The organism is Stenotrophomonas sp. YJH_SMC_73 (assembly GCF_059370155.1).
In genome coordinates this window covers 351,479-365,549 of record NZ_JCAFTJ010000005.1, presented here as the reverse complement: position 1 = coordinate 365,549, position 14,071 = coordinate 351,479, and the positions used below count along the sequence as shown (strand labels likewise).

12 protein-coding genes are annotated in these 14,071 nt (G+C 66.6%); 4 read left to right on the top strand and 8 right to left on the bottom strand.

Going from position 1 to position 14,071, the window contains the following annotated elements; all coding sequences use genetic code 11:
- Positions 1 to 113 precede the first annotated feature (113 nt).
- From ispH to murJ, 5 genes are all read right to left on the bottom strand, one after another.
- Entirely contained in the window at positions 114 to 1,064 is a 951-nt protein-coding gene (ispH, locus tag AC5P8R_RS11080) for a 4-hydroxy-3-methylbut-2-enyl diphosphate reductase (protein WP_005408565.1), read from the bottom strand.
- Between the two features lie 27 nt (positions 1,065 to 1,091).
- On the bottom strand, positions 1,092 to 1,616 hold the full coding sequence (gene lspA / locus AC5P8R_RS11075) for a signal peptidase II (protein WP_032956391.1): 525 nt from the start codon (positions 1,614 to 1,616) through the stop codon (positions 1,092 to 1,094).
- Entirely contained in the window at positions 1,616 to 4,447 is a 2,832-nt protein-coding gene (ileS, locus tag AC5P8R_RS11070; protein WP_495223397.1) for an isoleucine--tRNA ligase, read from the bottom strand. The genes lspA and ileS overlap by 1 nt, the downstream gene beginning before the upstream one ends.
- Positions 4,444 to 5,391, bottom strand: a complete 948-nt coding sequence (locus AC5P8R_RS11065) for a bifunctional riboflavin kinase/FAD synthetase (RefSeq protein ID WP_014646375.1) — start codon at positions 5,389 to 5,391, stop codon at positions 4,444 to 4,446. Before AC5P8R_RS11065 ends, ileS begins: the two co-directional genes overlap by 4 nt.
- Positions 5,392 to 5,466: 75 nt before the next feature.
- A complete protein-coding gene (gene murJ / locus AC5P8R_RS11060; RefSeq protein WP_495223402.1) occupies positions 5,467 to 7,071 on the bottom strand; it encodes a murein biosynthesis integral membrane protein MurJ in 1,605 nt (534 codons plus the stop codon).
- Positions 7,072 to 7,188: 117 nt separating this feature from the next.
- Here murJ and rpsT point away from each other — a divergent pair, with 117 nt between their 5' ends.
- Positions 7,189 to 7,458 carry a 30S ribosomal protein S20 gene (gene rpsT, locus AC5P8R_RS11055; RefSeq protein WP_005408560.1) on the top strand — a complete coding sequence of 90 codons (270 nt, stop codon included), beginning with the start codon at positions 7,189 to 7,191 and terminating at the stop codon, positions 7,456 to 7,458.
- 166 nt (positions 7,459 to 7,624) lie between these two features.
- On the opposite strand, the gene cgtA is transcribed toward rpsT, so the two are convergent.
- From cgtA to rplU, 3 genes are all read right to left on the bottom strand, one after another.
- Entirely contained in the window at positions 7,625 to 8,677 is a 1,053-nt protein-coding gene (gene cgtA / locus AC5P8R_RS11050) for an Obg family GTPase CgtA (RefSeq protein ID WP_014646373.1), read from the bottom strand.
- 193 nt (positions 8,678 to 8,870) lie between these two features.
- Entirely contained in the window at positions 8,871 to 9,134 is a 264-nt protein-coding gene (gene rpmA / locus AC5P8R_RS11045) for a 50S ribosomal protein L27 (RefSeq protein WP_005408558.1), read from the bottom strand.
- Between the two features lie 18 nt (positions 9,135 to 9,152).
- A complete protein-coding gene (gene rplU, locus AC5P8R_RS11040; RefSeq protein ID WP_005408557.1) occupies positions 9,153 to 9,461 on the bottom strand; it encodes a 50S ribosomal protein L21 in 309 nt (102 codons plus the stop codon).
- 319 nt (positions 9,462 to 9,780) lie between these two features.
- On the opposite strand from rplU, the gene uvrA reads away from it, so the two are divergent.
- From uvrA to AC5P8R_RS11025, 3 genes are all read left to right on the top strand, one after another.
- A complete protein-coding gene (gene uvrA, locus AC5P8R_RS11035) occupies positions 9,781 to 12,774 on the top strand; it encodes an excinuclease ABC subunit UvrA (protein ID WP_049441204.1) in 2,994 nt (997 codons plus the stop codon).
- On the top strand, positions 12,774 to 13,181 hold the full coding sequence (locus AC5P8R_RS11030) for an acyl-CoA thioesterase (protein ID WP_032956469.1): 408 nt from the start codon (positions 12,774 to 12,776) through the stop codon (positions 13,179 to 13,181). The genes uvrA and AC5P8R_RS11030 overlap by 1 nt, the downstream gene beginning before the upstream one ends.
- A 97-nt stretch (positions 13,182 to 13,278) precedes the next feature.
- Positions 13,279 to 14,004, top strand: coding sequence for a hypothetical protein (locus tag AC5P8R_RS11025; protein ID WP_014646370.1), 726 nt, complete (start codon positions 13,279 to 13,281; stop codon positions 14,002 to 14,004).
- Positions 14,005 to 14,071 lie beyond the last annotated feature (67 nt).

Below are 14,071 nucleotides of genomic sequence, written 5' to 3'. Positions count from 1 at the left end.
CCACCCGGCCATGCCAAAGGCGTGCGAACCAAGGTTCGCACCCACCAGATCAGTTTCGGTTCGCACCCACACCGGGGAGTGGCGGGCCGTACCCTGCAGACGTCCTTCCGCGCTCAGTCGACCAGGCGCAGGCGCAGTTCCTTCGGCAGCGCGAACACCATCGATTCCGGTTCGCCGTCCAGCTCGCCCACGCCGGTGGCGCCCAGCTCGGCCAGGCGCGCCAGCACGCCATCGACCAGCACCTGCGGCGCCGAGGCGCCGGCGGTCACGCCGATGTGCTGCTTGCCTGCCACCCATGCCGGGTCGATCTCGTGCGCACCATCGATCAGGTACGACTCCACGCCTTCGCGGCGGGCCAGCTCGCTCAGACGGTTGGAGTTGGAGCTGTTCGGCGAACCGACCACCAGCACCAGGTCGCAGCGCTTGGCCAGGTCGCGCACAGCATCCTGGCGGTTCTGCGTGGCGTAGCAGATGTCGTCGTTCTTCGGGCCCTGCATCGCAGGGAACCGCTCGCGCAGCGCATCGATGATGCCGCGCGTGTCATCCACCGACAGCGTGGTCTGGGTGGTGTAGGCGAAGTTTTCCGGCTGGTTGATCTGCAGCGTCGCGACCTGCTCGACATCCTCGACCAGGTAGATCTGCCCGGTCCCGGCTTCGCGGTTCCACTGGCCCATGGTGCCCTCCACTTCCGGGTGACCGGCGTGGCCGATCAGCACCACGTCACGGCCGGCACGGCAGTGGCGCGCGACCTCGAAGTGGACCTTGGTCACCAGCGGGCAGGTGGCGTCGAACACCTTCAGGCCACGGCGCTCGGCTTCCTGGCGCACGGCCTGGGACACGCCATGCGCGCTGAAGATCACGGTGTTGTTGTCCGGAACCTCGTCGAGCTCTTCGACGAAGATCGCGCCGCGCTGCTTCAGGTCGTCGACCACGAAGCGGTTGTGCACCACTTCATGGCGGACATAGATGGGCGCGCCCAGCGTTTCGATCGCGCGCTTGACGATCTCGATCGCACGATCGACACCGGCACAGAAACCACGCGGGTTGGCGAGCAGCACATCCATCAGTTCAGTCTCCCGGCGGCAGCCGGCTTACGGTTTCGGGTTGGCATTATCCGCCTTTTTGGCGGACTTGCCGTCGAACAGGCCAAACAGCGCGATGCCGACGGCACCCACCACGATGGCCGAGTCGGCGATGTTGAACGAGGGCCAGGTGTAGCTGCCCACGTACCACTGGATGAAGTCGACCACGTGGCCGTGCACCTGGCGGTCGATCACGTTGCCGATGGCGCCACCGATGATCAGCGCATACGGCACCGCGGCCTTCCAGTTGCCGCGGGCGGTGCCGCGCAGCCACCACGCCATCAGCCCGCTGATGGCGATCGCCAGCGCGGTGAAGAAGTACTTCTGCCAGCCACCGGCGTCGCTCAGGAAACTGAATGCCGCGCCGGTGTTGTAGGTGCGGTACCAGTTCCAGAAGCCGTCGATGACCACCACCGGCTGGAACTCCGGCAGGCTGGACAGCACCCAGGCCTTGGACCACTGGTCCAGGCCGATGATGGCCACCGACAGCAGCAGCCAGACCAGGGCGTTCGGATGCGGACGGGGCGCGGCCATCAGAACCAGCTCCGCACTTCGCCGGCGCCGGTCACGTTGCTCACGCAACGGCCGCACAGCTCGGGATGGTCGGCGTTGCTGCCGACGTCGGCGCGGTGGTGCCAGCAGCGCACGCACTTGGCCTTGGTGGTCGGCTGGGCGCTGACGAACACCTCGTCGGTGGTCGCCGGGCGCACCTGCACGTCGCCACTGATGAACAGGAAACGCAGTTCATCGGCCAGCGGCTGCCAGCGCGCGGCCTGTTCTTCGCTGGCGGCGATGGTGATCTCCGCTTCCAGCGCCGCACCGATCGCACCGTTGGCGCGCATCGGCTCGAGCACCTTGGCCACCTGCTCGCGCACGGCCAGCAGCTGGTCGAAGTCGGCGGCATTGAGCTGGGCATCGGCCGGCAACGGCGCCAGGCCGTCATACCAGGTGGTGAACAGCACGTGGCCGGCGCGTTCGCCCGGCAGGTAGCCCCACAGCTCGTCGGCGGTGAAGGTCAGGATCGGCGCCACCCAGCGGGTGAATGCTTCGGCGATGTGGTACATCGCGCTCTGGGCCGAACGGCGACCGTGCGAATCGGTCGGCATGGTGTACAGCCGGTCCTTGGTCACGTCCAGGTACAGCGAGCCCAGGTCCACGCTGCAGAAGTTCAGCAGCAGCTGCACGATCTCGGCCATGTTGTAGCCGTCGTAGGCCGCCTTGATCTTCTCCTGCAGCTCCCACGCGCGATGCACGATCCAGCGGTCCAGCGCGACCATCTGCTCGAGCGGCTGCAGGTGCAGCGCCGGGTCGAAACCGTCCAGGTTGCCGAGCAGGAAGCGCGCGGTGTTGCGCAGGCGGCGGTAGGCGTCGGCGTTGCGCTTGAGGATCTCCTGCGACAGCGACATCTCGTTGCTGTAGTCGGCCGAGGCGATCCACAGGCGCAGGATGTCCGCGCCCAGCTTGTTCATGATGTCCTGCGGCTCGATACCGTTGCCCAGCGACTTGGACATCTTGCGGCCGTGCTCGTCCACGGTGAAGCCGTGGGTCAGGCACTGCTTGTACGGGGCGCGCTTGTCGATCGCCACGCCGGTCAGCAGCGAGGACTGGAACCAGCCGCGGTGCTGGTCGGACCCTTCCAGGTACAGGTCGGCCGGCTTGCCGAAGCCACGCGCGGCGAGAACGCCTTCATGGGTCACGCCCGAATCGAACCAGACGTCGAGGATGTCGGTGACTTTCTCGTAGTCGGCCGCGTCGGCACCGAGCAGTTCGGCGGCGTCCAGCGAGTACCACACGTCGATGCCCTCGGCTTCGACGCGGTCGGCGACCTTCTGCATCAGCTCCACCGAACGCGGATGGATCTCGCCGGTCTGGCGGTGGGTGAACAGTGCGATCGGCACGCCCCAGGTGCGCTGGCGCGAGATGGTCCAGTCCGGGCGACCGTCGACCATGCTCTGGATGCGCGCCTTGCCCCAGGTCGGGAACCAGCCGACGGTGTCGATGGCGGCCAGCGCATCGTTGCGCAGGTTGGCCTTGTCCATCGAGATGAACCACTGCGGGGTGGCGCGGAACACCACCGGCGTCTTGTGGCGCCAGCAGTGCGGGTAGCTGTGGCGGATCGGATGGAACGCCAGCAGCGAACCGTTGTCGCGCAGCACGCCGACGATGGCCTCCTGCGCCTTCCACAGGTGCTGGCCCGCCAGCACCACGTCACCGGCCGGCGGGGTCGATTCCAGGTACACGCCGCGGCCGTCGATCGGAGTGACCTGGCCAGCGTTGTACTTGTCCAGCAGGCCGTACTTCTGGCTGACCACGAAGTCTTCCTGGCCGTGGCCGGGGGCGGTGTGCACCGCACCGGTACCGTCCTCGTCGGAGACGTGGTCGCCATTGAGCACCAGGATCTCGCGCTCCGGGTAGAACGGATGCGCCAGCAGCTGGTTTTCCAGCGCAGCGCCGGTGGTTTCACCGTGCAGCACCACTTCGTCCACGCCATAGCGCTGCAGCGCGCGCTCGGCCAGGGCCGCGGCCAGCACCAGCCAGCGGCGCTTGCCGTTGTGGGCCGGGCCTTCGGCCAGCACATAGTTGATCTCCGCGCCCAGCGACACCGCCAGCGAGGCCGGCAGCGTCCACGGCGTGGTGGTCCAGATCGGTACGGCCACTTCGACGTCGACCGGCACGCTCACGCCGAACGCCTGGCCGATGGCCTGCGCATCGCGTGCAGCGTAGGCGACGTCGATCGCCGGCGATTCCTTTTCCTGGTACTCGATCTCGGCCTCGGCCAGCGCCGAGCCACAGTCGAAGCACCAGTACACCGGCTTGGCGCCGCGGACCAGGTGGCCGTTGGCCACGACCTTGGCCAGCGCGCGGATCTCGTTGGCTTCGAAATCGAAGCTCAGGGTCTTGTACGGGTTGTCCCAGTCACCGGTCACGCCCAGGCGCTTGAAGTCCACGCGCTGGATGTTGATCTGCTCTTCGGCGAACTCGCGGCACTTCTGGCGGAATTCGACGGCGTCAAGCTTGGTGCCGACCTTGCCCCACTTCTTCTCGACCGCGATCTCGATCGGCAGGCCATGGCAGTCCCAGCCCGGCACGTAGGGCGCATCGAAGCCGGCCAGGTAGCGCGACTTGACGATGATGTCCTTCAGGATCTTGTTGACCGCGTGGCCCAGGTGGATGCGGCCGTTGGCGTATGGCGGGCCGTCATGCAGCACGAACAGCGGGCGGCCGGCGGCGTTGTCGCGCAGCTGCTGGTAGAGCCCCTGCTCTTCCCACCGCGCCAGAATGCCCGGCTCGCGCTTGGGCAGGTCGCCGCGCATCGGGAATTCGGTGGCTGGCAGGTTCAGGGTGGTCTTGTAGTCCTGGCTCACGCAGTGGCTCGCAATCTATGTTCGGAAAGGATGGCGCGCGCCTGTTCGGCGTCGCGGTGCATCTGGTCGGTCAGCGCCGCCAGATCATTGAATTTCTCTTCGTCGCGCAGCTTGGCGACGAACTCCACGTCGATGTGGCGGCCGTACAGGTCGCCCTGGAAATCGAACAGGTGGGCTTCCAGCAGCGGCTCCACGCCCTCCACCGTCGGCCGCGTACCGAAGCTGGACACCGAAGGCCAGGGCTGGTCGAACACGCCGTGCACCCAGGTCGCGTAGATGCCCGACAGTGCCGGGGTCTTCGGGAAGCGCAGGTTGGCGGTGGGGAAGCCCAGCGTACGGCCGAGCTGGCGCCCGCGCACCACCCGCCCGCTGATCGCGTAGGGGCGGCCGAGCAGGTCGTTGGCGCGGGCGAAATCGCCCTCCTGCAGCAGCTGGCGGATGCGGGTGCTGGAGATGCGCTCGCCATGCAGGTCCACCGCTTCGATCTCGCCCGCGGTGAAGCCGAGTTCGGCGCCCATCTCCTGCAGCAGTGCCAGATCACCGCGGCGGCGGTTGCCGAAGCAGAACTCGGGCCCGATCCACACTTCGCGGGCGCCCAGCCGGTGCACCAGCAACCGGCGCACGAAGGTCTCGGCCGGCATCGCCGCCATCGCCGCGTCGAAACGCAGCAGGCCGATCGCATCGACGCCGAGCTCGCGCAGGATCTCGACCTTGCTGCGCGCCAGGGTCAGCCGCGGCGGCGGCGTGCCCTGGGCGAAGAATTCACGCGGCAGCGGCTCGAATGCCACGGCCACTGCGGCCACGCCCAAGGCGCGCGCGCGGGCAACCGCGTGGCGGACCAGCGCACGATGGCCCAGGTGGAGGCCGTCGAATGCACCGATACAGACCACGCTTCCGTTGGGGAACAGCTCCCCGCCCTCGACGCTTCTGAACAGCCTGCTCATCAACTCTCGTTCCGGCCCGACCGGGGCCGCCGCTTCAATGGTGTAACCCTGAAGTATAGCCGCCACGGACCGCGATCAATGCCCGCGCAGGTCGCGCGGGCGGAAGCCCATCGCCAGCATGGCCACCACGTAGGTCGCGCCGCCGCCGCCGACCAGCAGCATCAGGCCACCGATACGGTGCCATTTGTCCATGCCGGTGAAGTCGGGGACCCAGTGCAGCAGGGCCAGCAGCACGCCGACCATGGCCACGCAGGCCACCCCCAGCCGCACCAGATAGCCGCCCCAGCCCGGCCGCCGCTGGTAGACGTCGGTCTTGCCCAGCCAGTACCAGAGCAGGCCCAGGTTCAGGTAACTGGACAGCGCACTAGCAATGCCCAGCGCCAGGTGCAGGCCCGGCTGCTTGCCGATCGCCGTCATCACGCCCTGCGCCTTCAGCGCGTCGGGCACCATCACCTGGTACAGCACGGCCAGCAGGGCGAAGTTGAACACCATGTTGGCCACCAGCGCGGCAACACCGGCGCGCACCGGGGTCTTGGTGTCCTGGCGGGCGTAGAAGGCCGGCAACACCACCTTGAGCAGGGCGAACGCCGGCAGGCCGAAGCTCAGGCCATACACCGACAGCGCGGTCATGCGGGTATCGAACGCGGTGAACTGGCGGTACTGGAACAGCGTGGCGATCAGCGGCTCGGCCAGCAGCACCAGGCCCAGCATCGCCGGCACCGAGATCAGCAGGGTCATGCGCAGGCCCCAGTCCAGCGAGCGCGAGAAGCCCTCGCGGTCGGTGCTGACATGGTGGCGGGCCAGCGCCGGCAGGATCACCGTGCCCAGCGCCACGCCGAACACGCCCAGCGGCAGCTCCAGGAAGCGATCGGCCAGCGACAGCCAGGACTGCGAGCCGTCGGTCAGCTTGGCCGCGATGAGGGTATCCAGCAGCAGGTTGATCTGCGCCACCGACGAACCGAACAGCGTCGGCACCATCAGCGTCAGCACCTTGCGCACCCCCGGATGGTTCCAGCCCCAGCGCGGCAGGGTCAGCAGGTTGATGCCCTTCAGCGAGGGCAGCTGGAACAGCAACTGCAGGAGACCGGCCGCCAGCACCGCCCAGCCCAGCGCCAGGATCTGCTTCTCCGGGGTGCCGCCCAGCCGCGGCGCCAGCCACAGCGCACCGGCGATCATGCACAGGTTGAGGATGACCGGGGTCAGCGCCGGCATCGCGAAGCGCTGGAAGCTGTTCAGCGCACCGCCGGCCAGCGCGGTCAGCGACACGAACAGCAGGAACGGGAAGGTCAGGCGGAACAGGTCGACCAGCAGGGTCTGCTTGACCGGGTCGGTATCAGCACCACTTGAGAATGCCACCGCCAGCTGCGGCGCGAAGATCAGCGCCAGGGCGGTGACCAGCATCAGCACCCCGCCCAGGGTGCCGGCGGTCCGGGACATCAGCTCACGCAGTTCGGCGTGGCTGCGGGTCTCCTTCACCTCGGTGAACACCGGCACGAAGGCGGTGGAGAAGGACCCCTCCGCGAACAACCGGCGCAGGAAATTGGGTATCCTGAAGGCAACCCAGAACGCATCGGTAACCGCATTGGTGCCGAACGTGGTAGTGATCACCTGATCCCGGACAAGTCCGAGAACCCGCGAGACCATGGTCATGCTGCTGAACGACAGCAGGCCCCGCAACATCTTCGGTGAACTCACTCAGCGTCCCTCTTGACAATCGACTTGACGTGCATTTCTCGGGCCATCATACTAGCTAGCTTGCTGTTCCCATAACACCGATTTTTTCAGGAAACCACCACCGTGGCCAATATCAAGTCCGCCAAGAAGCGCGCCAAGCAGACCGTCGTGCGCAACGCGCGCAACGTGGCTCAGCGCTCGATGCTGCGCACCGCTGTCAAGAAAGTGATCAAGGCGCTGGACGCCAACGATGCCGCCGGCGCCGAAGCCGCCTTCGCCGTTGCCCAGCCGATCCTGGATCGCTTCAGCGCGCGTGGCCTGATCCACAAGAACAAGGCTGCTCGCCACAAGAGCCGCCTGAACGACCGCATCAAGGCCCTCAAGGCCGCCTGATCCGGCGTTGCCGCCCTGCCCTTCGGGGTTGGGCAGCAGACAAAAGCCCGGCCCCGGCCGGGTTTTTTGTTGCCTGCGGTTCACCGGGATTGCCGGCCAGCGGCCGGCACTACCAAATGAAAAACCCGGCCGAAGCCGGGTTTTCCGCATGGAACCACAACGGCATTCACTGCGCGTTGCGGGCTTCCAGCTCGTCTTCCTTCTGGCGATCGAAGAAGGCCATGATCCGGCTCATGATCGGGAAGGTACCTTCGCGACCCAGCGCGGAAACCAGGAACCACGGCTCCTTCCAGCCCAGCTCGGCGACGATCTGCTCCGCCGCGGCCTGCGCCTCGTCTTCGAACATCAGGTCAGCCTTGTTCAGCACCAGCCAGCGCGGCTTGTTCAGCAGCTCCGGATCGTGCTTCTCCAGCTCGCGTTCGATCGCACGCACCTGCTCCACCGGCGAAATGCCCTCCACGCCGCCTTCCATCGGCGAGATGTCCACCAGGTGCAGCAGCAGGCGGGTGCGCTGCAGGTGGCGCAGGAACTGCGCACCCAGGCCGGCGCCGTCCGCAGCGCCTTCGATCAGGCCCGGAATGTCGGCGATCACGAAGCTGCGGTGGTTCTCCACCTTCACCACGCCCAGGTTCGGGTACAGCGTGGTGAACGGGTAATCGGCCACCTTCGGCGTTGCCGCCGAAACGGCACGGATCAGGGTGCTCTTGCCGGCGTTGGGGAAGCCCAGCAGGCCGACATCGGCCAGCAGCTTCAGCTCCAGCTTCAGCGTGCGCTCTTCGCCCGGCTCGCCTGGCAGCGCCTGGCGCGGCGAGCGGTTGGTCGAGCTCTTGAAGTGCATGTTGCCCAGGCCACCGCGACCGCCCTTGGCCACCAGCAGGCGGTCGCCGTGCTGGGTCAGGTCGCCGATGACTTCATCGGTGGCAACGTTGATGACCACGGTGCCGACCGGCACGGTGATGGTCAGGTCTTCGCCGCCCTTGCCATAGGCCTGGCGGCCCATGCCGTTCTCGCCGCGCTGCGCCTTGAAGATGCGCTCATGGCGGAAGTCGACCAGGGTGTTCAGGTTTTCGTCGGCGCGGATGTACACGCTGCCGCCCGCACCGCCGTCGCCGCCGTCCGGGCCGCCGAGCGGAATGAACTTCTCGCGACGGAAGCCAATGCAGCCGTTGCCGCCGTTGCCGGCGAACACTTCGATTTCTGCTTCGTCTACCAGTTTCATTGTTTCGATGCCTGCGATGGGCGCGACCTGCTGGCCGCCACCTTGAATGTCATGCCGGCCGCGGGCCGGCAACCCGGCCCAGCCGGTCTTGCTTCAACTCTAACGAAAAGCCCCGCCGAAGCGGGGCTCTCCATGCAGCGTGCTCTTCATCCAGCACGGCCATGCCGCGGCACGGGTGCCGGCGATGCCTGGATCAGGCGTCGGCCGAGACGATGCTGACGGTGCGACGCTTCTTGGCGCCCTTGACCGAGAACTCCACCTTGCCGTCCACGAGGGCGAACAGGGTGTGGTCACGGCCCAGGCCAACGCCGGTGCCCGGGTGGAACTGGGTGCCGCGCTGACGCACGATGATGTTGCCGGCTTCGATGGCCTGGCCGCCGAAGATCTTGACGCCCAGGTACTTCGGGTTGGAGTCGCGACCGTTGCGCGAGGAGCCTACGCCCTTTTTATGTGCCATGACTGCTTCTCCTGATGCTTAGCCGGCGATGCCGGTGATCTCGATTTCGGTGTAGTACTGACGGTGACCCTGACGCTTCATGTGGTGCTTGCGGCGACGGAACTTGATGATCCGGACCTTGTCAGCACGACCCTGGGACAGGACCTTGGCGGTGACGGCAGCGCCCTTCAGCGCATCGCCCAGCTTCACGCCGTCGCTGTCACCCAGCATCAGGATGTTGTCAAACTTGATCTCGCTGCCGACTTCGACTTCGAGCTTTTCAATGCGGAGCTTTTCGCCCTGCGCCACGCGGTATTGCTTACCGCCGGTGACCAGTACTGCGTACATGACCAGGCCTTCCTCTGTAGTTATTGTGGTCTGAGCTGCCGCCATCGAGGGCGGACAGGAGCGGAATTGTACGCAGATCAGCGGGCGCGGGTCAAGTCAACCCCCGAACGCCGCGGGGGGGACGGCTCCGGAACGGGGTCAGATCCCTTTTAACCCCGTGAAAAGGGATCTGACCCCTGCCTGACGGCCTGTCTCACCAGATGAGACATCGGGCTGGCATTGTCGCCCATTGCCCCCATCTGGTCACCTCGGTAGGCTGACCGATTGCCGTTCCCTGCTGGCCCGGCACCCAGCCAACGCCCCCACAACCGGATCCCCCATGGCGATGGATTTCATCCGCATCCGCGGCGCGCGGACGCACAACCTGAAGAACCTCGACCTCGACCTGCCCCGCGACAAGCTGATCGTGATCACCGGCCTGTCCGGCTCGGGCAAGTCCTCGCTGGCGTTCGACACCATCTATGCAGAAGGCCAGCGCCGCTATGTCGAGTCGCTGTCGGCCTATGCGCGCCAGTTCCTGAGCGTGATGGAAAAGCCGGACCTGGACCACATCGAGGGCCTGTCCCCGGCGATCTCGATCGAGCAGAAGTCGACCTCGCACAACCCGCGTTCGACGGTCGGCACGATCACCGAGATCTACGACTACCTGCGCCTGCTGTACGCCCGCGTCGGCACCCCGCGCTGCCCGGACCACGGCTATCCGCTGGAGGCGCAGACGGTCAGCCAGATGGTCGACCAGGTGCTGACCCTGGACCCGGAACAGCGCTACATGCTGCTGGCCCCGGTCATCCGCGACCGCAAGGGCGAGCATGCCCAGGTGTTCGACCAGCTGCGCGCGCAGGGTTTCGTGCGCGTGCGCGTGGACGGCGAGCTGCATGAAATCGATGCGGTGCCGCCGCTGGCGCTGCGCCAGAAGCACACCATCGAGGCGGTGATCGACCGCTTCCGCCCGCGCGAGGACATCAAGCAGCGCCTGGCCGAGAGCTTCGAAACCGCGCTGAAGCTGGGCGACGGCATGGCCTCGGTGCAGAGCCTGGACAGTGCCGACGCTTCGCCGACGCTGTTCTCCTCCAAGTACTCCTGTCCGGTCTGCGATTACTCGCTGCCGGAGCTGGAACCGCGCCTGTTCTCGTTCAACGCACCGATGGGCGCGTGCCCCGGCTGCGACGGCCTGGGCATGGCCGAATTCTTCGATCCTTCGCGCGTGGTGGTGCATCCCGAGCTGTCGCTGGCCGCCGGCGCGGTGCGCGGCTGGGACCGTCGCAACGCCTATTACTTCCAGCTGATCGCCTCGCTGGCCAAGCACTACCGGTTCGACGTCGACGCGGCATGGAACTCGCTGCCGCAGAACGTGCAGCAGGCCGTGCTGTACGGCAGCGGCGATGAGGCGATCACCTTCACGTACTTCACCGAAGCCGGTGGCCGCACCCAGCGCAAGCACCGCTTCGAGGGCATCATTCCCAACCTCGAGCGCCGCTACAAGGAAACCGAATCGCCGGCGGTGCGCGAAGAGCTGTCCAAGTACATCAGCGAACAGCCGTGCCCGGAATGCCATGGCGCGCGCCTGAACAAAGCGGCACGCAACGTGTTCGTGGCCGACCGCCCGCTGCCGGAGTTGGTGGTGCTGCCGATCGACGAGGCGCTGAAATTCTTCAGCGAACTGAGCCTGCCGGGCTGGCGTGGCGAGATCGCCGCGAAGATCGTCAAGGAAATCGGTGAGCGCCTCGGCTTCCTGGTCGATGTGGGCCTGGATTACCTGACCCTGGAACGCAAGGCCGACACCCTGTCCGGTGGCGAGGCACAGCGCATCCGCCTGGCCAGCCAGATCGGCGCCGGCCTGGTCGGCGTGATGTACGTGCTCGACGAGCCGTCGATCGGCCTGCACCAGCGCGACAACGAGCGCCTGCTCGGCACCCTCACCCGCCTGCGCGACCTCGGCAACACGGTGATCGTGGTCGAGCATGACGAGGATGCGATCCGCCTGGCCGACTACGTGCTGGACATCGGCCCGGGCGCGGGCGTGCATGGCGGCGAGATCGTCGGCCAGGGCACCCTGCAGGACATCCTGGAGGCACCGCGCTCGCTGACCGGCCAGTACCTGTCGGGCAAGCGCGCGATCGAGATCCCCGCGCGCCGGCACAAGCCGAACCCGAAGATGACCCTGCACCTGCGCGGGGCCAGCGGCAACAACCTCAAGGGTGTGGACCTGGCGATTCCGTCGGGCCTGCTGACCTGCGTGACCGGTGTGTCCGGCTCCGGCAAGTCCACCCTGATCAACGACACCCTGTTCTCGCTGGCCGCCAACGAGATCAACGGTTCCTCGCACCCGATCGCCCCGTACAAGGAGATCGATGGCCTGGACCTGTTCGACAAGGTGGTGGACATCGACCAGTCACCGATCGGCCGCACCCCGCGTTCGAACCCGGCCACCTACACCGGCCTGTTCACCCCCCTGCGCGAACTGTTCGCACAGGTGCCCGAAGCGCGTGCGCGTGGCTATTCGCCGGGCCGTTTCAGCTTCAACGTGCGCGGTGGCCGCTGCGAAGCCTGCCAGGGCGACGGCCTGATCAAGGTGGAGATGCACTTCCTGCCGGACGTGTACGTGCCCTGCGACGTCTGCCATGGCAAGCGCTACAACCGCGAGACGCTCGAGATCCTGTACAAGGGCTTCAACATCAACGACGTGCTGGAAATGACCGTCGAGGATGCACTGAAGCTGTTCGAACCGGTGCCGTCGATCGCACGCAAGCTGGAAACCCTGGTCGACGTCGGCTTGAGCTACATCAAACTGGGCCAGAGCGCGACCACGCTGTCCGGTGGTGAAGCACAGCGCGTGAAGCTGTCCAAGGAACTGTCGCGCCGCGATACCGGCCGCACCCTGTACATCCTCGACGAACCGACCACCGGCCTGCACTTCCACGACATCGAAGCGCTGCTGGGCGTGCTGCACAAGCTGCGCGACGAAGGCAACACGGTGGTGGTGATCGAGCACAACCTGGACGTGATCAAGACCGCCGACTGGATCGTCGACCTGGGCCCGGAAGGCGGCCACCGCGGTGGCACCATCCTGGTCACCGGCACGCCGGAAGACGTGGCGGCCTGTCCGCAGTCGTATACCGGCCAGTTCCTGGCGCGCATGCTGCCGTCCACCAGCGCGCGCCCGGAACAGCCGGCTGCCGTGGCCAACAAGCCCGACGCCCGCCCGCCACGCAAGGTGAAGCCTGAGAAGCCGGCCAAGGTTGCCAAGAAGGCCGCGGCCGCCAAGAGCACCGGCAAGGCCAGCAAGAGCACATCGAAGAAGAAGGACGCCTGATGAGCAGCGAACACAAGATCCTGGCCCGCATCCCGATCAGCGTGCGCTGGCGTGACATGGACAGCATGGGCCACGTCAACAACGCCAAGTACATTTCCTACCTGGAAGAAGCGCGCGTGCGCTGGATGCTCGGCGTGGACGGCGTGTCGATGACCGACCGCATCGCACCGGTGGTGGCCGCGACCAACGTCAATTACCGGCTGCCGATCGTGTGGCCCAACGACATACTGGTCGAGCTGTTCGTCGAGCGCCTGGGCAACAGCAGCGTGACCATCGGCCACCGCATCGTCGACCAGCAGGACGCGTCGAAGCTGTATTCCGACGGCAACGTGGTGGTGGTGTGGATGGATACGCAGACCGGCAAGAGCGCGCCGCTGCCGGAGGCGATCCGCAGCGCCTCCACTTGACGCGCCCTGGTAGGTGCCGACCTTGGTCGGCACGCTTTGGCTGCAATGAGGTTGCCGGCCAGCGGCCGGCACTACCGATCCCATTCAATGGACTGACATGATCCACCAGACTGAACTGCGCGACCTGCTGCCCGGCATGGTCCCCTTCCCCACCGACGTCTTTCCCGCCGACCAGGCCTGGCTCGGCCAGCACCTGCTGCCGCTGCTGAAGATCGACCTGGGCGTGCTGCGGCCGGAACTGGCCGGCCAGGTGGCGACGATGCTGTGCCCGATCGAGCCGTACGACGGCTGCATCGGCGAGACCACCGAAGAACACCACAACGATTTCACCGGCACCAACTGGATCGCCTTCGAACTGACCGCCGGCAACGAGATGCGCTTCCTCGGCAATGAGGGCTATTTCATCGGCGAGGCGGTGCAGGACAAGGATGCGCAGGAGCACATCGCGCAGATGCGCGACAGCTACGCCAAGGCCCGCGATTACCATGCCGCGCACGGCCGTCTCGCCTGCTACTCGCGCTACGGCAAGGGTGAGGCCAGCGAACGCGACTACCTGGATACGCTGGGCGGACCGATAGGCTTCGGCAACTGGACCGAGACCGCGGAGATTCCCGCGGCCTTCGAACTGGGCTTCACCGACGCTGCCGATGACCCAAACGCTGCGGACGATGCCGAAACGGTGATCATCACCCGCAACGGCAACAAGTTCTTCGCCGTGGCCGGCGTAGCCGGCTACAACTGGTGCGCCACCGGCGCCGATGCGATCGTGATGCTGTACGAGCCGGAAAGCCGCACCGTGCTGTTCTCGTACGACTGGTCGTAAGGCCCTGCGGTAGTGCCGGCCGCTGGCCGGCATTTCCTGTGCTGCCGGCCAGCGGCCGGCACGACCA

What these genes read in the sequence shown, in the direction of transcription:
- ispH (WP_005408565.1), bottom strand. Translation starts at nt 1,064, where the DNA reads ATGGATGTGCTGCTCGCCAACCCGCGTGGTTTCTGTGCCGGTGTCGAT.
- lspA (WP_032956391.1), bottom strand. Translation starts at nt 1,616, where the DNA reads ATGGCCGCGCCCCGTCCGCATCCGAACGCCCTGGTCTGGCTGCTGCTG.
- AC5P8R_RS11065 (WP_014646375.1), bottom strand. Translation starts at nt 5,391, where the DNA reads ATGAGCAGGCTGTTCAGAAGCGTCGAGGGCGGGGAGCTGTTCCCCAAC.
- murJ (WP_495223402.1), bottom strand. Translation starts at nt 7,071, where the DNA reads ATGTTGCGGGGCCTGCTGTCGTTCAGCAGCATGACCATGGTCTCGCGG.
- cgtA (WP_014646373.1), bottom strand. Translation starts at nt 8,677, where the DNA reads ATGAAACTGGTAGACGAAGCAGAAATCGAAGTGTTCGCCGGCAACGGC.
- rpmA (WP_005408558.1), bottom strand. Translation starts at nt 9,134, where the DNA reads ATGGCACATAAAAAGGGCGTAGGCTCCTCGCGCAACGGTCGCGACTCC.
- rplU (WP_005408557.1), bottom strand. Translation starts at nt 9,461, where the DNA reads ATGTACGCAGTACTGGTCACCGGCGGTAAGCAATACCGCGTGGCGCAG.
- uvrA (WP_049441204.1), top strand. Translation starts at nt 9,781, where the DNA reads ATGGCGATGGATTTCATCCGCATCCGCGGCGCGCGGACGCACAACCTG.
- AC5P8R_RS11030 (WP_032956469.1), top strand. Translation starts at nt 12,774, where the DNA reads ATGAGCAGCGAACACAAGATCCTGGCCCGCATCCCGATCAGCGTGCGC.
- AC5P8R_RS11025 (WP_014646370.1), top strand. Translation starts at nt 13,279, where the DNA reads ATGATCCACCAGACTGAACTGCGCGACCTGCTGCCCGGCATGGTCCCC.